General features: G+C 64.0%; 19 protein-coding genes. 14 read left to right on the top strand and 5 right to left on the bottom strand.

Features of this window, described 5'->3' with window-relative positions; all coding sequences use genetic code 11:
- The first annotated feature begins 1 nt into the window (after position 1).
- The 3 genes from AADV58_RS13650 to AADV58_RS13640 are packed head-to-tail and all read left to right on the top strand — an operon-like array spanning position 2 to position 2,520.
- Complete coding sequence (locus AADV58_RS13650; protein ID WP_028994700.1) at positions 2-556, top strand: NADP oxidoreductase; 555 nt, start codon at positions 2-4, stop codon at positions 554-556.
- Between the two features lie 12 nt (positions 557-568).
- The gene (locus tag AADV58_RS13645; RefSeq protein ID WP_028994701.1) at positions 569-2,032 is read left to right on the top strand and encodes a Ni/Fe hydrogenase subunit alpha; all 1,464 of its coding nucleotides are present in this window, start codon (positions 569-571) and stop codon (positions 2,030-2,032) included.
- A complete protein-coding gene (locus AADV58_RS13640) occupies positions 2,029-2,520 on the top strand; it encodes a hydrogenase maturation protease (protein ID WP_028994702.1) in 492 nt (163 codons plus the stop codon). Before AADV58_RS13645 ends, AADV58_RS13640 begins: the two co-directional genes overlap by 4 nt.
- Here AADV58_RS13640 and AADV58_RS13635 read toward each other — a convergent pair whose 3' ends face one another.
- Positions 2,521-4,680, bottom strand: coding sequence for an ATP-binding protein (locus AADV58_RS13635; RefSeq protein ID WP_157272460.1), 2,160 nt, complete (start codon positions 4,678-4,680; stop codon positions 2,521-2,523).
- 33 nt (positions 4,681-4,713) lie between these two features.
- Positions 4,714-5,157 carry a universal stress protein gene (locus AADV58_RS13630; RefSeq protein ID WP_028994703.1) on the bottom strand — a complete coding sequence of 148 codons (444 nt, stop codon included), beginning with the start codon at positions 5,155-5,157 and terminating at the stop codon, positions 4,714-4,716.
- Between the two features lie 83 nt (positions 5,158-5,240).
- Here AADV58_RS13630 and AADV58_RS13625 point away from each other — a divergent pair, with 83 nt between their 5' ends.
- From AADV58_RS13625 to AADV58_RS13590, 8 genes are all read left to right on the top strand, one after another.
- Positions 5,241-6,653, top strand: a complete 1,413-nt coding sequence (locus tag AADV58_RS13625) for an MBL fold metallo-hydrolase (protein ID WP_028994704.1) — start codon at positions 5,241-5,243, stop codon at positions 6,651-6,653.
- A gap of 35 nt (positions 6,654-6,688) precedes the next feature.
- Positions 6,689-8,437 (top strand): PHA/PHB synthase family protein, encoded by a 1,749-nt coding sequence (locus AADV58_RS13620; RefSeq protein ID WP_341743457.1) that lies wholly within the window; start codon positions 6,689-6,691, stop codon positions 8,435-8,437.
- On the top strand, positions 8,434-9,009 hold the full coding sequence (locus tag AADV58_RS13615; protein ID WP_298395523.1) for a chemotaxis protein: 576 nt from the start codon (positions 8,434-8,436) through the stop codon (positions 9,007-9,009). Before AADV58_RS13620 ends, AADV58_RS13615 begins: the two co-directional genes overlap by 4 nt.
- Before the next feature lie 19 nt (positions 9,010-9,028).
- Positions 9,029-9,769, top strand: coding sequence for an MBL fold metallo-hydrolase (locus tag AADV58_RS13610; protein WP_298395520.1), 741 nt, complete (start codon positions 9,029-9,031; stop codon positions 9,767-9,769).
- Positions 9,770-9,856: 87 nt separating this feature from the next.
- Positions 9,857-10,300 (top strand): hemerythrin domain-containing protein, encoded by a 444-nt coding sequence (locus AADV58_RS13605; RefSeq protein ID WP_341743456.1) that lies wholly within the window; start codon positions 9,857-9,859, stop codon positions 10,298-10,300.
- Positions 10,300-10,521, top strand: a complete 222-nt coding sequence (locus tag AADV58_RS13600; protein WP_341743455.1) for a DUF2249 domain-containing protein — start codon at positions 10,300-10,302, stop codon at positions 10,519-10,521. Before AADV58_RS13605 ends, AADV58_RS13600 begins: the two co-directional genes overlap by 1 nt.
- A gap of 6 nt (positions 10,522-10,527) precedes the next feature.
- A complete protein-coding gene (locus tag AADV58_RS13595; RefSeq protein ID WP_341743454.1) occupies positions 10,528-11,817 on the top strand; it encodes a hypothetical protein in 1,290 nt (429 codons plus the stop codon).
- Positions 11,814-12,194, top strand: a complete 381-nt coding sequence (locus AADV58_RS13590) for a SirB2 family protein (protein WP_341743453.1) — start codon at positions 11,814-11,816, stop codon at positions 12,192-12,194. Before AADV58_RS13595 ends, AADV58_RS13590 begins: the two co-directional genes overlap by 4 nt.
- Here AADV58_RS13590 and gdhA read toward each other — a convergent pair.
- Both gdhA and rnk read right to left on the bottom strand, forming a co-directional pair.
- Positions 12,191-13,534, bottom strand: a complete 1,344-nt coding sequence (gene gdhA / locus AADV58_RS13585; protein ID WP_341743452.1) for an NADP-specific glutamate dehydrogenase — start codon at positions 13,532-13,534, stop codon at positions 12,191-12,193. The two genes, AADV58_RS13590 and gdhA, sit on opposite strands and share 4 nt — an antisense overlap.
- A gap of 22 nt (positions 13,535-13,556) precedes the next feature.
- Positions 13,557-13,931 carry a nucleoside diphosphate kinase regulator gene (gene rnk / locus AADV58_RS13580; protein ID WP_341743451.1) on the bottom strand — a complete coding sequence of 125 codons (375 nt, stop codon included), beginning with the start codon at positions 13,929-13,931 and terminating at the stop codon, positions 13,557-13,559.
- Between the two features lie 139 nt (positions 13,932-14,070).
- Here rnk and AADV58_RS13575 point away from each other — a divergent pair, with 139 nt between their 5' ends.
- Complete coding sequence (locus tag AADV58_RS13575) at positions 14,071-15,006, top strand: LysR family transcriptional regulator (protein WP_281985700.1); 936 nt, start codon at positions 14,071-14,073, stop codon at positions 15,004-15,006.
- A gap of 13 nt (positions 15,007-15,019) precedes the next feature.
- Positions 15,020-16,150, top strand: a complete 1,131-nt coding sequence (locus AADV58_RS13570; RefSeq protein ID WP_341743450.1) for a PQQ-dependent sugar dehydrogenase — start codon at positions 15,020-15,022, stop codon at positions 16,148-16,150.
- Positions 16,151-16,153: 3 nt separating this feature from the next.
- Here AADV58_RS13570 and fnr read toward each other — a convergent pair whose 3' ends face one another.
- Entirely contained in the window at positions 16,154-16,897 is a 744-nt protein-coding gene (fnr, locus tag AADV58_RS13565) for a fumarate/nitrate reduction transcriptional regulator Fnr (protein WP_028994715.1), read from the bottom strand.
- 85 nt (positions 16,898-16,982) lie between these two features.
- On the opposite strand from fnr, the gene hemN reads away from it, so the two are divergent.
- Positions 16,983-18,386 carry an oxygen-independent coproporphyrinogen III oxidase gene (gene hemN / locus AADV58_RS13560; RefSeq protein WP_028994716.1) on the top strand — a complete coding sequence of 468 codons (1,404 nt, stop codon included), beginning with the start codon at positions 16,983-16,985 and terminating at the stop codon, positions 18,384-18,386.
- Positions 18,387-18,445: the final 59 nt, after the last annotated feature.

Raw genomic sequence — 18,445 nt, 5'->3', positions numbered from 1 at the left:
AATGAATGCACCGATGAACCCGCGCAAGCTGCGCATCACCACTACCTCGCTGTCCGGCTGCTTCGGCTGCCACATGTCCTTCCTCGACATCGACGAGCGCCTGCTCGAACTTGCTGCCCTGGTCGAATTCGACCGTTCGCCGATCACCGACATCAAGCACTGCAGCCAGCACTGCGATCTGGCCCTGGTCGAGGGCGGCGTCTGCAACGCCGAGAACGTCCATGTCCTGCGCGAGCTGCGCGCCAATGCCAAGATCCTGGTCGCCTTCGGCGCCTGCGCGGTCAATGGCGGCCTGCCGGCGCAACGCAACCACCTCGACGTCGGCCAGTGCCTGAGCCAGGTTTACCGCACGCCGGACGGCAGCGCCACGGCGATTCCCGACGATCCGGAACTGCCGTTGCTGCTCGACAAGGTCTATCCGGTCAACGAAGTGGTCCGCGTCGACTACTTCCTGCCCGGTTGTCCGCCGTCCGCCGACACCATCTGGAAATTCCTCACCGACCTGCTGACCGGCCGCACGCCGCGCATCGAGCACCCGCTGCTCAAATTCGACTGAACGGAGCACCAAATGTCCCAATTGGAAACCGCCGCCCACCCCGAAACCCTGCGCCGGGTTGCGATCGACCCCGTCACCCGGGTCGAAGGCCACGGCAAGGTCACCCTGCTGCTCGACCAGGACAACAAGATTCACCAGGTCCGCCTGCACATCGTCGAGTTCCGTGGCTTTGAAGTCTTCATCGAAGGCCGCCCGTACTGGGAAGTGCCGGTCACCGTGCAGCGCCTGTGCGGGATCTGCCCGGTCAGCCACCAGCTCGCCGCAGTCAAGGCGATGGACCAGATCGCCGGCTACGGTCCGCTCACGCCGACCGCCGAGAAGCTGCGCCGGCTGATGCACTACGGCCAGATGGTGCAGTCGCACGCCGTGCACTTCTATCACCTGGCCTCGCCCGACCTGCTGCTCGGCTTCGACAGCGATTTCACCCGCCGCAACATCGTCGGCGTCGCCCTTGATTTTCCGGAAATCGCCAAGCAGGGCGTACTGCTGCGCAAGTACGGCCAGGAAGTGATCCGCCACGTCGCCGGCAAGCGCGTGCATGGCACCGGCGCCATTCCTGGCGGCGTGAACAAGGCCCTGACCGTCGTCGAGCGTGACGAAATGGCGCGCGACATCGAGCAAATGATAGGCTGGACGCAGGGCGCCATCGACATGGTGCGCCGCCTGCACGAGACCAATCCCGGCTTCTACAACGTCTTCGGCGAATCGGCCGGCAACATGATGGGCCTGATGCGCCCCGACGGCGCCCTCGACTTCTACCACGGTGCCCTGCGCGCGGTCGATCCGCTGGGTCAGACGATCTTCGACCAGGTCGATTACGCCGATTACCAGCAGGTGCTGCAGGAAGAGATCAAGCCGTGGAGCTACATGAAGTTCCCGCACATCAAGAGCCTCGGCGCCGACAAGGGCTGGTACAAGGTCGGCCCGCTCGCCCGCGTCCAGGCCGCGACCTACCTGGCGACACCGCTGGCCGAGATCGAGCGGCAGAAGATGATGGCACTCGGCAACGGCAAGCCGGTGCATGGCACCTTGTTCTACCACTGGGCCCGCCTGGTCGAAATCCTGCACGCCGCCGAGATGATCCGCGACCTGCTCAACGATCCCGACATCCTCGGCACCGACCTCATGGCCGATCGTGGCGAGCGTCGCTACGAGGCGGTCGGCGTGATCGAGGCGCCGCGCGGTACCTTATTCCACCACTACCGCGTCAACGAGGACGACCAGGTCACCTACTGCAACCTGATCGTGTCGACGACCAACAACAACCAGGCAATGAACGAAGCGATCCGCACCGTCGCCCGGCAGTATCTCGACGGCCGCGAGGTCACCGAGGGTCTGCTCAACCACATCGAATGCGCGATCCGCGCCTACGATCCCTGCTTGTCCTGCGCGACGCATGCGCTGGGCAAGATGCCGCTGACCGTCGAGGTGGTCGACGCCGACGGTCAACTCGCTTCGTCGCTGAGCAAGGCATGAGCGCACCGATCGTCATCCTCGCCGTCGGTAATCCCAGCCGCGGCGACGACGCGATCGGGCCCATCCTCCACGAGCGGCTGGTGGCCTGGCTCAGGGATACGCCGATGGCCGGGCAGTTCGAGTTGATCGAGGATTTCCAGCTCAATATCGAACACGCGCTCGACCTGCTGGGGCGCGAACTGGTGTTGTTTATCGACGCTGGCGAGGGCACGCCGGCACCCTTTAGTTTTACCCGGATCGAACCAGCGCCGGGTATCGCCCACAGCAGCCACGAGCTGCCACCGGAGGCGGTGCTCGAGGTGTTTCGCCGCACCCTGCATCAGGAGCCGCCGGCAGCCTTCGTGCTGTGCGTGCGCGGTGAGGCTTTCGAGCTGGGCGAGCCGCTGAGCCAGGCGGCCCAGGAGAATGTCGAAGGGGCCTGGGCCTGTCTGCAGCAGTTGTTCCGGCACCCGGACCGGGAAAGCTGGGAGGGGCAGGCGACGCCCTGATCAGTCCGGCTGCCTGCGTGGCAGAGTGAACCAGAAGGTGGAACCCTGGCCGGGTGCGCTGCTGACGCCGATTTCCCCACCCATCAGTTCAACCAGCCGTTTGGCAATCGACAGGCCGAGACCGGTGCCGCCGAAGCGCCGGGTCATCGAACCGTCGGCCTGGGAGAAGGGCTGGAACAGGCGTTCCATCTGCGCTGGCGTCATGCCGATGCCGGTATCGCGGACGGTGAAACGCAGCCACGCCTCGCCGTCGGGAACGACTTCGAGTTCGACACTGCCGTTTTCGGTGAACTTGATCGCATTGCCGATCAGATTGTTGAGCACCTGGCGCAACCGGCAGGGATCGCCGCACAGGATTTCCGGCAGCTCGGGCGACAGCGTGCAGCGGAAGGCCAGTTGCTTGCCCTCGGCGAGCGTGCCGAGCAGCCTGCAGGTGGCGTTGAGGACATCGCCAAGCATGAAGTCTATCGCTTCGACCGCCTGCTTCCCGGATTCGATTTTCGAGAAATCAAGGATGTCGTTGATCACGCCGAGCAGGCCGTTGGCACTGTCCCTGACGGTTTCGGCATAGTCCCGCTGTTCATCGGACAAGGGCGTGTCGAGCAGCAAATCGCACATGCCGATGACGCCGTTCATCGGGGTGCGCAGTTCGTGGCTCATGTTGGCCAGGAATTCGCTCTTCGCCCGGTTGGCTGCCGCGGCTTCTTCCAGAGCCAGGTGTTCGGCGGCCAGGGCGCGCTCCCGGGCCATGGTCTGCTCGTGCAGCAGGCTGACATTCGAGGCGGCGCCGCGGTAACCCTGGAATTGCCCCTTGTCGCCGAATACCGGGACGCCGCTGACCGACAGCCAGACCCGTTTGTCGTCGGCCAGCCTGGCTTCGTACTCGAAGCGGTGGAAGGGGCGATGGGCGGCCAGGTCGGCAAAATGCGCCTCGATTCTGGCCTGCATTTCCGGGTCGTCGGCGACCATGATGTCCCGGCGCGATTTGCCCATTAAATCACGCACCTCGATGCCGAGCAGGGTGTGCAGATTGTCGGTCATGAAAGTGAAGCGGTGATCGGCGTCGGTTTCCCAGAACCACCAGTCGGAACTGGTCGAGAAAATGTCCTGGAAACGCTGTTCGTTGGCGGCCAGGGACTGATGGGCCGACAGCAATCGTTGTTCAATCCGGCGGGTGCGCGTGGCCAAAGCCAGCAACAGCAGTGTCGCCAGTCCGGCGGCCAGCAGCAAGCCGGAGAGCAGCTTGCGCCGGGCTTCGGTGCGTTCGCTACCGACGTCGCGGACGATGGCCATGGAAGCGACGGCTTCTCCATCGACATCGGGCAAGGGTAAAAGGCTGGCCGACCAGTCACTGAGTTCGCCGTGCGACGCCAGTACCTGAGCGGCCTGTCCGCCAGGGTGAGTATTCCAGTACTCGGCCAGTTTTTCCGGCAGGCGCCGGCCGCCTTGCTGCTGGATGGCAATGCGCGGGTGTTCGTTCCAGAAACCGCTGAATCCCAGTTCAAGCTTGCCGGCGGCAAACGCCGCTTCGCTGGTCGCCTGTTTGTCGACGGCAGTGATCACCTCGACTTCCAGCATCTCGCCGATGGCACTGGCGAAATATTCGACTTCCTGCGCCAGTTCGATGTAGCCGATCAGGGTGTCGCCGTCATGCCAGGGCAGCACGTGGCGCAGCGCGTAGGTGCCGAGCGGGCCCAGTTCCAGTCCGCTGCCTGGCTGGCCGCTACGCATGGCTTGAGTCAGGGTTTTCCGGGTGATCAGGTCGCCGCTGCGTTGTGGTGCATGCACGCGCAGCAGGATGTGGCCGTCCGGGCGGATGAAATACCAGTGGCTGATGCCGAATTGCTTGCGCAATTCGGCGAAGCGTTGGCGGCTGGCCTCAAGCAGGGCCGCATGGTTGCCTTGCTGCATGGCCTGGCGCAACTGCGCGTCGCTGGCGGCTTCGCGGGCGAACCAGCTCAGGTGCTGCAAGCTTTCGTCATGCAGGCGTTGCCAGGCGGCTTTGGCCTGACCAGCAGCGTTTAGTGTGCGTTCCCGCTCCTGCTTCTCCTGGTGCCACTGGAAAACCGCTGCGAAGGCGACGACCAGCGCCAGCAGCACGCAGCCGACGGGCAACAGAATCTGTCGCTGGAAACGCAGTGTCTGTGACGGAAAGGGCATCAATCTGCTGCGCTCCGGGGCTGAGCGCGGGGGTCAGCGATAGACGAGAACGGGAACCTTGGAATGGGTCAGAACCTTGTTCGTTTCGCTGCCCAGCAGGAAGCCGCTGATGCCTTTACGGCCGTGCGAGGCCATGAAGATCAGGTCGCAACCGGATTGCTCGGCGGCGTTGATGATGGCTTCGTAGGGAATGTCGCTGGTGGTCGACAGCGTGCTGCATTCGACGCCGGCTTCCTGGCACCAGGCGGTGACTTCGGCGAGATACTGGCTGGCTTGCTGTTCGGCCATTTCGGTGAATTTTTCCGGCGTGGTCGGGTCGATCAGGGCACCTTCGCCGAAATAGGCGATCGGGTATTCCGGCTTGGCATAGAACGCCGTGACCCGGGCACCTGCCTCGCTGGCGAAGGATATGGCACGCTTGGCCGCAGCGCGTGACAGTTCGGATCCATCGGTCGGAACGAGAATGTGCTTGAACATGCTTTACCTCCTGAAATGAAGTGCTGGCGTTGCTTTCCGCCTTATTGAGGTTCATGCTACGCCAAGTCCGGAGGATTGCAAACATGCGACTTGGCTTTTACGGTGCAGCCGGCGAAGTGACCGGTTCGTGCACGCTGGTGGATACCGGCGAGTGCCGCTTTCTGGTCGATTGCGGCATGTTCCAGGGGGGCGCGGAAGCGCGTTCCAAGAACGAAAAGGCGCTCGACTTCGGTTTCGACGTGCGTCGTCTCGATTTCGTGCTGCTGACGCATGCCCACATCGACCACTCCGGTTTGTTGCCACGCCTGGCCATGCTCGGCTATCGCGGGCCGGTTTATGCGACCCGGGCCACCGCTGCCCTGCTCGAAGTCTTGCTGCCGGACAGTGCCCATATCCAGGAAAAGGAAGCCGAGTGGCAGATCCGCAACCGGCGGCGGCGCGGGCGCAGCGAGCGCGGCATCCAGCCGCCGCTGTATTCGGTCCTGCAAGCCCAGACCGTGCTCAAACAGGTGCGCCCGGTCGACTACGGCCAGCGCGTCCGGCCGAGCGAGGGGATCGAAGTCTGTTTCCACAACGCCGGCCACATCCTCGGTTCGGCGTCGCTGGAAGTGCTCGTCCATGTCGGTGGGCGGGCCCGGCGGCTGGTCTTTTCCGGCGACCTGGGCATGCCCGGCCGGCCGGTGCTCAACGACCCGTCGGCACCGCCGGCGAGTGCCGATGCCGTGCTCATCGAATCGACCTACGGCAACCGCCTGCACCGGCCGTTTGCCGAGACCGAAGAGGAAATCGTCGCCGCCTTCAAACGCACCCGGGCAGCCGGCGGCAATATCGTGATCCCGGCATTCGCCGTCGGCCGCACCCAGGAAATCCTCTACCTGCTGACCGACCTGGTCCGGCGCCAGCGGCTTGACCCGCTGAAAATCTATGTCGATTCGCCGATGGCCAACGCCGCCACCCGGATCACGCTCGAACATCGCGATCTGCTCGACGACCCTACCTGTGAATTGATCGACTGGCAGCAGGCCCATCCCGACAAGGTGAATATCGAATTCGTCGCCGATGTCGAACGCTCGCGGCAGTTGAACGACATCCGTCACGGCGCGGTGATCATTTCGGCCAGCGGCATGTGCGACGCCGGACGGATCAAGTACCACCTGCGCGAGAACCTGCGGCGCAGCGAATGCACGGTGATGATCGCCGGTTTTCAGGCGGCCGGGACGCTCGGCCGGCGCCTGGTCGACGGTGCCCGGCTGGTGCGCATCTTCGGCGAGACGGTGCCGGTGCGCGCGAAAATCTGCACCGTCGGCGGTCTGTCGGCGCATGCCGACCAGGCGGCCTTGCTCGACTGGCTGGCGGGCTTTCACAAGCCGCCGGGCAAACTTTTCGTGGTCCACGGCGAGGCAGGTGCCTCGGCCGATTTCCGTGCTGCCGTACAGGCGCGTTTTGGCTGGGAGGAAGTGCATTTGCCCCTCCCGGGGAGCATGGTCACGCTGTAAGATGGTGATGAATTCGCCTCAGGGAGAACAAAGCAATGTCCGCAAAATCCGCAGCCCAGCATGACACCCTCGAACTCGACGGACTGAGTCCGTTCGAATCCCTGGGAAAGTCGGTCAGCAAGGCCATCGACCCCTTCGGTGTGACGACCTCGTTGCTCAGCGCGCAAATGGCCTGGCTGATGCACCCGCAGGAACTGGTCCGCGCCGTCAATGCGCTGTCCGGCGACCTGCTCGCCCTGCAGGCCCACGTGACCCGACGGGCGCTCGGCATTCCGTCCGATGACGTGATCCAGCCCAATGCCGACGATGCGCGTTTCGCCAATCCGATCTGGACCGATTCGGCGTCCTGGGACATTGCCAAGGAGTGGTACCTGGCCTTTACCCACCGCCTGCAGGACATGTATTTCGAAACCCCCGGCCTGTCGGACAAGGAACGCCGGCGGGCGGCCTTCTGGCTACGCAAGTGGCTGAACATGGTGGCACCGACCAATTTTTTCTGGACCAATCCGGTCGCCCTCGAACGTGCCGTCGCCACCCAGGGTGAAAGCCTGCGCCGCGGCTGGGAGAATTTCCAGCGCGACGTGAAGGCGAAGAACATTCAGATGGTCGAGCCCGACGCCTTCACCGTCGGCAAGGATCTGGCGACGACGCCGGGCAAGGTGGTGTTCCGCAACCGCCTGGTCGAACTGATCCATTACACGCCGACCACCGACAAGGTGCGGGCCATGCCCATCGTCATCGTCACGCCGTGGATCAACAAGTTCTACATCCTTGACCTGACCGCCAAGAAGAGCCTGGTCAAATACCTGACCGACCAGGGTTTCTCGGTCTTCATCACCAGCTGGAAGAACCCGGATGCGGACATGCGCGACGTCCGTTTCGACGACTACCTGCTCGAAGGCGTCAACGAAGTCGTCCGCGTTGCCGGTGAATTCTGCAAGCAACCCAAGGTGCATCTGGTCGGTTACTGCATCGGTGGCACGCTGGTGTCGACCTACATGGCCTGGGCCAACAAGCGCTTTGGCGAAGACCAGGTGCCGGTCGCGCACTGGACGCTGTTCACCACCCTGACCGATTTCTCGAACCCCGGCGACATCGACGTCTTCATCGACGATGCCTGCATCAGTGCGCTCGAAGAGTCGATGGCCAAGAAAGGCTATCTCGACGGCAACGAGATGGCGACCTCGTTCCGCCTGCTGCGCTCGAACAGCCTGGTGTGGAGCTACTGGGTCAACAGCTACCTGCTCGGCGAACCCTTGCCGCCGTTCGACGTACTGTTCTGGAACGTCGATTCGACGCGCATGCCGCAAGCCATGCACGCCTGGTACCTGCGCGAGCTCTACCTGAACAACAAGCTGATCAAGCGCGACTCGCTGACCGTTGCCGGCGAACCGATCGACCTCGACCGCATCGTCCAGCCGCTTTACGCGGTGACTGCCGAGGACGATCACATCGCGCCGTGGAAGCAGTGCTACCGCATTCGCAAGTACGTCAACGTCAAGGCGCCGGTGCGCTTCGTGCTGTCGACTTCCGGGCACATCCTGGGCATCGTCAACCCGCCGGTCAATCCGCCCAAGCGGGCTTACTGGATCGCCGAACCCGAACGCAACGAGCACTGGGAGCAGTGGCAGGAACGTGCCGAGAAGAAGCCCGGCACCTGGTGGGAAGACTGGACGGCCTGGCTGGGCCAACGCACCGGCGAGCTGGTCGAGGCCTACCCGGCGACCAACCGCAAGTTCCCCGGGCTGGCCGATGCCCCGGGTACCTACGTGCTGGAAAAATGAGCACCGACCTGCTGCGCATCGTGCGCATCAACGAGGAGATCAAGGCGGTCGTCGGGGTCGCCTTCAAGATCAACATCATGGCGCTCAACGCCATCTTCCTCGCCAAACGCGCCGGTACGGCGGCACTGGGTTTCGGTGTGCTGTCCAACGAGTTGCGGGTTTTCTCCCAGGATTTGCGCACCTGCATGGGCGGCTTGAGCGGACTGATCCATCGCTGCGTCAACGAGGTCTCGGTCGTCCTCCAGGACGTTCGCCATATTCGCTTGCTGCGTGAGGCGGTGGCCGGAACGTCGCGGCCCGAACTGGGACTGGCGCTGAAACGGCGCGAACTGGCCAACGGCGAGCACCAGGCCCGCCTGGCCAGCCTGCGCCGGCAGTTGCAGCGGGCGCTCGACGATGCCTTCCAGCTGGTCGAACTGGGCGGTGTGCTGGCCAAGTCGGCGAAGATCGAAGCGGCTTACGGACAGGGCTTCGCCGGGGCGCTGGCTCAGGTGTCGGGGGAATTCGACGGGATCGTCGAGGAAATCCGCAACTCGCTGCAGGCCTTGCAGCGTTCGGAATTTTTCAAATAAAACGGATGGCGGGGGCAGGGTGAAGAAAACCAGCACGATTTACCAGGACGGCGATCACAAGTGGGTCGCCATCGTCAGGGACAACGAACGCCCCGGACACCTGATCGATACCAACGAATACCTGGTCATGCACGGCGGCAAGGCCATCCTGCTCGACCCGGGCGGTGCCGAGGTCTTTCCGGCCGTGTTCTCGGCCCTGGCCGGGGAATTCGATCCGTCCGCCCTGAGCGGCATCTTCGCCTCGCATCAGGACCCGGACATCTGCTCCTCGCTGGCCCTGTGGCTGGAATTCAATCCAGGCATGAAATGCTACGTCAGCTGGCTGTGGTCCAGCTTCATCCCGCATTTCGGCGGCACGGCCGATACTTTCGTCTCGATTCCCGACGAGGGCATGGACATTGCGCTCGACGGGCTGACCCTGCAGGCGGTGCCGGCGCATTACCTGCACTCCTCGGGCAATTTCCACCTCTACGACCGGCAGGCCAAGATACTGTTCTCCGGCGACGTTGGCGCCGCCCTGTTGCCGGCCGGCCAGGATGGGCTGTTCGTCGAGAATTTCGATAGCCACATCCGCCATGCCGAAGCCTTCCACAAACGCTGGATGGGGTCGAACGAAGCCAAGCGCCGCTGGTGCGAGCGGGTGGCGGCAATGGATATCGACATGCTCTGCCCGCAACACGGGGCCATTTACCGCGGTGCCGATGTCAGACGTTTCATCGACTGGTTCGACGGGCTGACCGTCGGCGTCCTGCACGGTTGAGGCATTTCCCGGTTTTGATGCGGATCAAGGCCGTCGGGGGCGGGCGGGGCGGACAATCGTCCTGACCCAACCCCCAAGGAAAACATCATGACGATCCGCGAATTCATGAGCGACGATCACCGCCACTGCGATGATCTTTTTGCCCTGGCCGAGCAGGCCGCCGCCGATGGCAGCCTGACCCGCGCGCGCAGTGCCTTCGGCGATTTCCAGATGGCCATGCTGCGCCATTTTCTCGGCGAGGAGCAGACCCTGTTCCCGGCCTTCGAGGAACGTACCGGCATGCGCATGGGGCCGACCCAGGTGATGCGCATGGAGCACGAACAGATGCGCGAACTGATGGTGGCTGCCGTCGATGCGCTGGCGCAGGACGACGCCGAATCCTTCCTCGGTCAGTTGGAAACCCTGCTGATCATGATGCAGCAGCACAACATGAAGGAAGAGAACGTGCTCTACCCGATGTGCGACCAACAGTTGGCCGCCGAGCAGGACAGTTTGATCGAACGCCTGCAGGGCGATCTGCAGACCGCCTGATGACGCGCCAGGCCGAACGCGTCGACGGGCGGTTCATGGAACCGCCCCAGCCCTTCGTGGCGACCATGGAAATGCTTGACACCCTGCAGCCCGGCGAGGAAATGCAGTTGCTGCTCTACCGCGAGCCGCACCCGCTGTATCGCGTCCTGCAGCAGAACGGACATGGCTGGCGGACCGAATTGCAGGACGATGGCACCTTCGTGGTCACCATCCGCTGCTGAGCTTCCATGCAAGCCCTGCTGTCCTACGATCAAAGTCCGCCGCTGTCGGCGCCGCTGCGTTTCTTCCTGACTGCACCGCTATTCCTGGTCCTGGCTGGCGCCCTGGCCGTGCTTGAAGGCGAGGCGTTGTTTGCCTCGCGGTGGACGCCGGCGGCGCTGGCGGCAACCCACCTGGTCACCGCCGGTTTCATGCTGCAGATCATGGTCGGGGCGCTGATCCAGATCCTGCCGGTGCTGGCCGGCGCCAACCTGGCCCGGCCGCGTCTGATCGCCGGCATCGTACATCCGGGGTTGGCGCTCGGCGCGCTGGCACTGGCATTGGGTTTCCTGCAATCGGCGCCGGGCTGGCTTCACGCCGCCGGGGTGATGCTCGGCGGCAGCCTGACGGTTTTCATCGGGGCGGCGGGGCTGGCCATCTTCCGCGTACCGTCGACCAGTCCGAGCATCCGCGGACTCAAGCTGTCGGTGATCGCTCTGGCGGTGACCGTGGCGAGCGGCCTGTTCATGCTGCTGGCCCTGGCCGGTGGCTGGGCCGTGGCGCTGATGCCGCTGGCTGACCTGCACGCTGCCTGGGGGCTGGGCGGCTGGGCCGGCATCCTGCTGGCGGCGGTGGCTTATGTCGTGGTGCCGATGTTCCAGCTGACGCCGGGTTGCCCGGCGAAACCCGCGTGGCGTTTCCCGCTGCTGCTGATGGCGGCGCTGCTGTTGTGGAGCCTGGCCTGGGCCGTCTCCGCCGAAGCGCTGCAGCGTCTGGCACAGGCGGCGCTGGCGATTGGCGGCCTGCTCTTCGTCGGGCAGACGATGAAACTGCAGGCGGCGCGCCGCCGGGCCCGCCCGGATTCGACTTTTCGCTACTGGCAGGGAGCCTTGTACGCGTCGCTACTGGCCTTGCTCATGCTGCTGGCTTCGGCCGTGCATCCGCCGCTGGCCGGGGTGCCGGCGTGGATGGGCGTGTTCGGCGTCCTGATCCTGCTTGCCGGCCTGTCCGCCTTCATCATCGGCATGCTCTACAAGATCGTTCCCTTCCTGCTGTGGCTGCACCTGCAGCCCTTGGCCCGGCCGGGCAAGCCGGTGCCGCCGATGAACAAGCTGCTGGCCGACAAGGATGGACTGGGGCAATGGCGCCTCTATCTGGCCGCGCTGCTGCTGGCCGTCGCTGCGGCGATCCGGCCGGACTGGCTGGCCGTGCCGGCCGGACTGTGCCTGATGGCTACGGCCGGCTGGCTGTGGTGGAACCTGGCGGTCGGCGCGCGCAACTATCGTCGGGCCCGGTTGGCGGCGGTCAGCGGCGCATGAGTTACGTTCTGCTCAAGCACCTGCATGTCACCTGCGTCGTGCTCAGTGGCGCGGGATTCCTGTTGCGCTTGTTCTGGATGTGGCGGCAGTCGCCCTGTCTGCAGTGGCGGATCAGCCGGGTGCTGCCGCACGTTGTGGACAGCCTGTTGTTGCTGAGCGCGCTGAGCCTGGCCTGGATCAGCGGCCAGTATCCGTTTGCTATGGACTGGCTGACCGCCAAGTTGATCGGCCTGCTGCTCTACATCGGCTGCGGCATGATGGCGCTGAAACGCGGCCGGACGATGGCCATCCGCCTGCGTTTCGGCGGGCTGGCGGTGCTTGCCTACGGCTACATCGTCGCCGTGGCGCTGACCCGCCAGACGCTGCCCTTCGTTTAGACCACGCCCTGCGCCAGCATTGCGTCGGCGACCTTGACGAAGCCGGCGATGTTGGCGCCATCGACATAGCTGACCTTGCCGTCGGCGGCACGGCCGTAGCGCAGGCAGGTTTCGTGGATGTCGACCATGATCTGGTGCAGGCGGGCATCGACTTCCTCGCGCGGCCACGACAGGCGCATCGCGTTCTGGCTCATTTCCAGGCCTGAAGTGGCGACGCCGCCGGCGTTGCTGGCCTTGCCCGGGGCGTAGAGCACCTGGCTGGCTTCGAACAGCCGGACCGCGTCAGCGGTCGACGGCATGTTGGCGCCTTCGGCAACGCAGATCACGCCGTTGTCGATCAGCGTGCGCGCGTCGCCGGCGTCGAGTTCGTTCTGCGTCGCGCAGGGCAGGGCGACATCGACCGGGATGTGCCAGGGACGGACGCCGGGCAGGAAGGTGGCGCCGACGCGGCCGGCGTAATCGCTGACGCGGCCGTAAAGGTGGTTCTTGACCTCCATCAGTTCGGCCAGCTTTTCGGCAGTAAAGCCTTCCTCGTCGAGGATGGTGCCGCTGGAGTCGGACACGGTGACCACCTTGGCGCCCAGCGCCATGGCCTTTTCAACGGCGTATTGGGCGACGTTGCCGGCGCCGGAGACGCTGACGCGCAGACCCTCGAAGCTGCGGCCTTGCTGCTTGAGCATTTCCTCGGCGAAATAGACGGTACCGTAGCCGGTCGCTTCCGGGCGGATCAGCGAACCGCCGAAACTCAGGCCTTTGCCGGTGAATACGCAATCGGCGCGGTTCGACAGCTTCTTCATCATGCCGGCCATGAAGCCGACCTCGCGGCCGCCGACGCCGATGTCGCCGGCCGGCACGTCGGTGTCGCTGCCGATGTGACGGAACAGTTCGCTGACGAAGGCCTGACAGAAGCGCATCACCTCACCCGGGCTGCGGCCCTTCGGATCGAAGTCCGATCCGCCCTTGCCGCCGCCCATCGGCAGCGTGGTCAGGGCGTTCTTGAAGGTCTGCTCGAAAGCCAGGAACTTGAGGATCGACAGGTTGACCGACGGGTGGAAGCGGATGCCGCCCTTGTACGGACCGATGGCCGACGAGTGCTGGATACGGTAGCCGCGATTGACCTGGACGTCGCCATGGTCGTCGACCCAGGAGACGCGGAACATGAGTACCCGCTCCGGCTCGACCAGGCGGTCGAGCAGGCCCTGTTCGGCGTATTTCGGATGCTGCTGGATGAAGGGCCAGAGGCTTTCGATGACTTCATCGACCGCCTGGTGGAACTCGGGTTGCCCGGGGTTTCGTGCGGCAACATGTTGGGTGAAGTCATGGAATGAGGTGTAGCGCACGATCGGGTCTCCCTTGATGTGATTAGTGTCCTGCTTGTTTTTCTGGCTGGATGACCTCAACCACGGTCAGCCGGCGGGTGCTGCCGCCCGGAAAGTCCCACTCGATCTCCTGGCCAACGCCGAGGCCGATCAAGGCGGCGCCGACCGGCGCAAAAACCGAGACCTTGCCGGCGGCGGCTTCGGCCTCTTCCGGGAAGACAATCTCGATTTCGCGGCTGTTGCCGGTCTCGTGTTCGGTGTAGCGCACGCGCGAGCCCATGGTGACGATGTCGGTTTTCATTGAATCGTCAGGGATAACAATGGCGCGCTCAAGCTCTGCGCGCAGATCCGGGGGCGGCTGGATAGCCATCAGGCGGACGAAATCCATCTCGCTGATGATCAGGTTAGTCTGTTGCATTTAATGTGTTTTTTCTGTTTCGTGTGTTTGGCTCAGCCAAGCAAATTAATGGACCAAGGATGTTAGTTGCACTGGCTGGTCTTGATAAGTCGGCAAGTTTGAATAAGACTGTTTTCATTAAGGAAACAATGGATGCGCCGTGCACGACATCAACGACATGCTGCTGTTCGCCCAGGTGGTGAAGGCCCGCAGTTTTTCCGGGGCGGCCTTGCGCCTGGGAATTTCCAAATCCCGGGTGAGCAAGTCGGTGGCCCGCCTGGAAGCAGCGCTTGGCGTCCGCCTGCTGCAGCGCAGTACGCGGCGGCTGAGCCTGACCGAAGTGGGCGAGGCCTATTTCGAGCATTGCGACCGTATCCTCGACGAACTGGCGCGCGCCGACAGCACCATCGGCAGCCTGCACCAGACGCCGCGCGGCAAGCTGCGCTTCAGTGCGCCGGTGGCTTTCAGCACGCTGCACGTGGCGCCGGCGCTGGCCGATTTCATGCTGCAATACCCGGAGCTGTCGGTGGACATGACGATCAGCGACCGCCTGGTCAATCTGGTCGACGAAGGCTACGACCTGGCCTTGCGTATCGCCCCGGAGCCCGGCGGCAACCTGGTCGCCCGGCGCCTGGCGCCGATCCGGCGGAAGATCTGCGCCAGCCCGGCCTATCTGTCGCGCTGGGGCGTACCGCAGCTGCCTGCCGATCTGGCCCGGCACAACTGTCTCGACTACACCTATCTGACGACGCAGGGTTTCTGGCACCTGCAGGGGCCGGACGGCGACATTTCGGTGCCGGTGTCAGGTTCGCTGCGCATCAACGACGACGAGGCGCTGTCGCAGGCCGTCCTCGGCGGTCTCGGCCTGGCGCTGTTGCCGACCTTCATCATCGGCAGCGAACTGCAGGCCGGAAGGCTGGTCGAAGTGTTGCCGGGCTATGTGCCAATCGAGCGCTTCATCTACGCCGTGCATCTGCCGAATCGCCATCTGCCGCTGAAGGTGCGCGCCTTCATCGATTTCCTGCAGCAGCGCTTCGGCGAACAGCCTTACTGGGATCAGCCCGGCGAACGCCTGTGGCTGGGCCTGAGTCGATAACGAGGAAATGCCGATGAAACGTCTGTTGATGGTTGCCGGTCTGGTGGCTTGTCTGGGATTGCCGGCGCAGGCCGAGGTGCTGCGCAGCGAACGCGAGGATTTCCGGGTGCGCGTGCTCAGCGAGGGGCTGGTGCATCCTTGGGCGCTGGCTTTTTTGCCCGACGGTCGCATGCTGGTCAGCGAGCGGCCGGGGCGCCTGCGCTTGCTGGCGGCCGACGGTCGACTCGATCCGCGCCCGGTGGCGGGCGTGCCGGCGGTTGCAGCGAGCGGACAGGGCGGTTTGCTCGACGTCGTGCTGCATCCGGACTTTGCCGCCAACGGCTGGATCTACCTGAGCTACGCCGCGGCCGGCGAGGGCGGGGTCGGTACCGAGGTGGTGCGCGGACGCTGGGTGTCCGATGCCGCCGGTCACCGGCTGGAAGACCTGCGGGTGATCTACCGGCAAAGGCCGAAATCGTCCGGTGGGCAGCATTTCGGCTCGCGCCTGGTGTTCGACCGGGACGGCTTCCTGCACATCAGCCAGCGCGATCGCGGCACGATGGCGCGGGCGCAGCAGCTCGACGATCTGGCCGGCAAGCAGGTCCGGCTGCACGACGATGGTCGGGTGCCGGCGGACAATCCCTGGCGGGGAGTGGCCGGTGCGCATCCGGAAATTTTCAGCGTCGGCCATCGCAACATCCAGGGGGCGGCGCTGCACCCGGTCAGCGGCGCTTTGTGGACCCATGAGCACGGCCCCCAGGGTGGCGACGAGATCAATATCGTGCGCAAAGGACGCAACTACGGCTGGCCGGTGATCACCTACGGGGTGAATTACGTGATCGGCACGAAAATCGGCGTCGGCACGCATCGCGAGGGGCTGGAGCAACCCCTGTACCAATGGACGCCGTCGATTGCCCCGTCGGGCATGGCCTTCTATGTCGGCGAGCGTTTTCCTGCGTGGCGCGGCAACCTGTTCGTCGGCGCGCTGAAATACCAGATGCTGGTCCGCCTGGAACTCGACGGCGAGCGGGTGGTGCATGAGGAGCGCCTGCTGAGCGGGCGCGAAGGCCGGATTCGCGATGTCCGTCAGGGGCCGGACGGGCTGATCTATCTGCTCACCGACGCGCCCGACGGCAAGCTGCTGCGTCTTGAACCGACGCGCTGAAACTCAGGCGCGGTGGTTCATCAGGGCCTTGAGACCGTTCACGTTGAGGATGCGGATGTGCTTCTGCTGCACCGCGATGTAGCCTTCTTCCTGGAACTTCGAGAAGGCGCGCGACACGGTTTCCAGCTTGAGGCCGAGGTAGCTGCCGATTTCCTCGCGCGTCATGCGCAGGTAGAACTCGGCGTGCGAGAAGCCACGGGCGGTGAACCGTTGTGACAGGTTGAGCAGGAAGGCGGCCAGGCGCTCTTCGGCGCGCATCGTGCCGAGCAGCATCATCACGCCGTGATCGCGGACGATCTCGCGGCTCATCACCTTGTGGAAGTGGTGCTGCAGGTTGTGGATCTCGCGCGACAGGCTTTCCAGCCGGTTGAACGGGATCGCGCAGATCTCGCTGTCCTCGAGGGCGATGGCGTTGCAGGTATGGTGTTCGGTGCTGATGCCGTCGAGGCCGAGCAGTTCGCCGGCCATCTGGAAGCCGGTCACCTGGTCGCGGCCGTCTTCGAGCAGCACGTCGGTCTTGAAGAAGCCGCTGCGGATCGCGTAGATCGAGTCGAAAGCCTCGCCGGCACGGTACAGGTGATCGCCGCGTTTGATCCGGCGCCGGGTCGAAATGAGGTCGTCGAGACGCTCGAGTTCCTCAAGGCTGAGACCGAAGGGTAGACACAGTTCGCGCAGGTTGCAGTTGGAGCAGGCCGTCTTGATGACGGTCAGCGTAATTTCCTGATTCAACGGGATTGTGCTGGGCATTGGCAACCTGCGTTGGCTTGATCCATGTCAACCGGAACTGCGATCCATCCCCACATAATCAAGCCTAAACTTGGCGCTATGTTAAATGAATTTCGCAACTGAAAACCTCGTCTTCGATCCACAGATCATTCGCCGTTATGACGTAAACGGCCCGCGTTATACGTCGTATCCCACCGCAGACCGCTTTGTCGAAGCATTCGACTCGGAGGCTGCAGCGCTCTGGCTCGGCAAGCGCAACATCGGCGGTATCAGCCGGCCGCTGTCATTATACTTCCACATCCCCTTCTGCAACACCATCTGTTATTACTGTGCCTGTAACAAGATCATCACCAAGGATCATGGGCGCAGTGCCAAGTACCTGAAGTACCTGGGTAAGGAACTGGCCCTGCAGAGCGCTTCGCTCGAAGGCCGCGACGGTGAGCACGAGGTCATCCAGCTGCATTGGGGCGGCGGTACGCCGACCTTCCTGTCGCACGACGAGATGCGCCAGCTGATGGCAGAGACGCGAAAGCACTTCAAGTTGCTCGATGGCGGTGAGTACTCGATCGAAGTCGATCCGCGCAAGGTCGATGCGGCCACCGTGGCCCTGCTCGGCGAACTCGGTTTCAACCGGATGAGCGTCGGCGTCCAGGATTTCGACGAGAAGGTCCAGGTTGCCATCAATCGCGTGCAGAGCGAAGAGGAAACCTTCAACGTGATCAAGGCGGCACGCGCCAGCGGCTTCAAGTCGGTGTCGGTCGACCTGATCTACGGCCTGCCGCACCAGAGCGTGATGGGCTTCAACCGGACCCTGGAGCGGGTGCTGGCGATGGACCCGGATCGTCTGTCGATCTACAACTACGCGCACCTGCCGGGCCTGTTCAAGCCGCAGCGGCGGATTGCCGACGCCGACCTGCCGACGCCGGATGCGCGCCTGCAGATCCTGGCGCTGGCGATCAAGAAACTGACCGACGCCGGTTATGTGTTCATCGGCATGGACCATTTCGCCAAGCCCGACGACGAGCTCGCCGTGGCCCAGCGTCAGGGACGCCTGCATCGCAATTTCCAGGGCTACTCGACCTATGCCGACTGCGACATGCTGTCCTTCGGCATCTCGTCGATCAGCAAGGTCGGGCCGACCTACTACCAGAACGTCAAGACCCTGGACGAATACTACGATCGGCTCGATGCGCCGATGTTGCCGGTGATTCGCGGTATCGAGCTGACCGCCGACGACATCCTGCGCCGTTCCATCATCCAGGCGCTGATGTGTCATTTCGAACTGTCGATCGAGAGCATCGAGAGCGCGCACCTGATCGATTTCCACAAGTATTTCGCTGCCGAGATCGAGGATTTGCGCGAACTGGAGCGCGGTGGCCTGCTCAAGATCGAGCGCGAATGGATTACCGTGCTGCCGCCGGGACGCATGCTGGTGCGCGTCATCGCCATGGCCTTCGACCGTTACCTGCGCGCCGACCGGCAGCGGACGCGTTACTCGAAAGTGATCTGACGGTGCCGGCGGAGGGGTGGGCGGGTTAAACTTCCCGCCTGTTTCCTGTCCAGCCCTGT

The sequence above is a fragment of the Azonexus hydrophilus genome (genome assembly GCF_038368255.1).
Taxonomy (GTDB): domain Bacteria; phylum Pseudomonadota; class Gammaproteobacteria; order Burkholderiales; family Rhodocyclaceae; genus Azonexus; species Azonexus hydrophilus.
Note: the sequence above shows the minus strand (reverse complement) of the source record. Positions and strands in the feature narration are given on the sequence as shown.

Coding starts and splice junctions, on each gene's coding strand:
- AADV58_RS13605 (WP_341743456.1), top strand. CDS start 9,857: ATGACGATCCGCGAATTCATGAGCGACGATCACCGCCACTGCGATGAT.
- AADV58_RS13625 (WP_028994704.1), top strand. CDS start 5,241: ATGCGACTTGGCTTTTACGGTGCAGCCGGCGAAGTGACCGGTTCGTGC.
- AADV58_RS13635 (WP_157272460.1), bottom strand. CDS start 4,680: ATGCCCTTTCCGTCACAGACACTGCGTTTCCAGCGACAGATTCTGTTG.
- AADV58_RS13645 (WP_028994701.1), top strand. CDS start 569: ATGTCCCAATTGGAAACCGCCGCCCACCCCGAAACCCTGCGCCGGGTT.
- AADV58_RS13640 (WP_028994702.1), top strand. CDS start 2,029: ATGAGCGCACCGATCGTCATCCTCGCCGTCGGTAATCCCAGCCGCGGC.
- AADV58_RS13590 (WP_341743453.1), top strand. CDS start 11,814: ATGAGTTACGTTCTGCTCAAGCACCTGCATGTCACCTGCGTCGTGCTC.
- AADV58_RS13600 (WP_341743455.1), top strand. CDS start 10,300: ATGACGCGCCAGGCCGAACGCGTCGACGGGCGGTTCATGGAACCGCCC.
- rnk (WP_341743451.1), bottom strand. CDS start 13,931: ATGCAACAGACTAACCTGATCATCAGCGAGATGGATTTCGTCCGCCTG.
- hemN (WP_028994716.1), top strand. CDS start 16,983: ATGAATTTCGCAACTGAAAACCTCGTCTTCGATCCACAGATCATTCGC.
- AADV58_RS13630 (WP_028994703.1), bottom strand. CDS start 5,157: ATGTTCAAGCACATTCTCGTTCCGACCGATGGATCCGAACTGTCACGC.
- AADV58_RS13595 (WP_341743454.1), top strand. CDS start 10,528: ATGCAAGCCCTGCTGTCCTACGATCAAAGTCCGCCGCTGTCGGCGCCG.
- AADV58_RS13570 (WP_341743450.1), top strand. CDS start 15,020: ATGAAACGTCTGTTGATGGTTGCCGGTCTGGTGGCTTGTCTGGGATTG.
- AADV58_RS13615 (WP_298395523.1), top strand. CDS start 8,434: ATGAGCACCGACCTGCTGCGCATCGTGCGCATCAACGAGGAGATCAAG.
- AADV58_RS13650 (WP_028994700.1), top strand. CDS start 2: ATGAATGCACCGATGAACCCGCGCAAGCTGCGCATCACCACTACCTCG.
- AADV58_RS13620 (WP_341743457.1), top strand. CDS start 6,689: ATGTCCGCAAAATCCGCAGCCCAGCATGACACCCTCGAACTCGACGGA.
- fnr (WP_028994715.1), bottom strand. CDS start 16,897: ATGCCCAGCACAATCCCGTTGAATCAGGAAATTACGCTGACCGTCATC.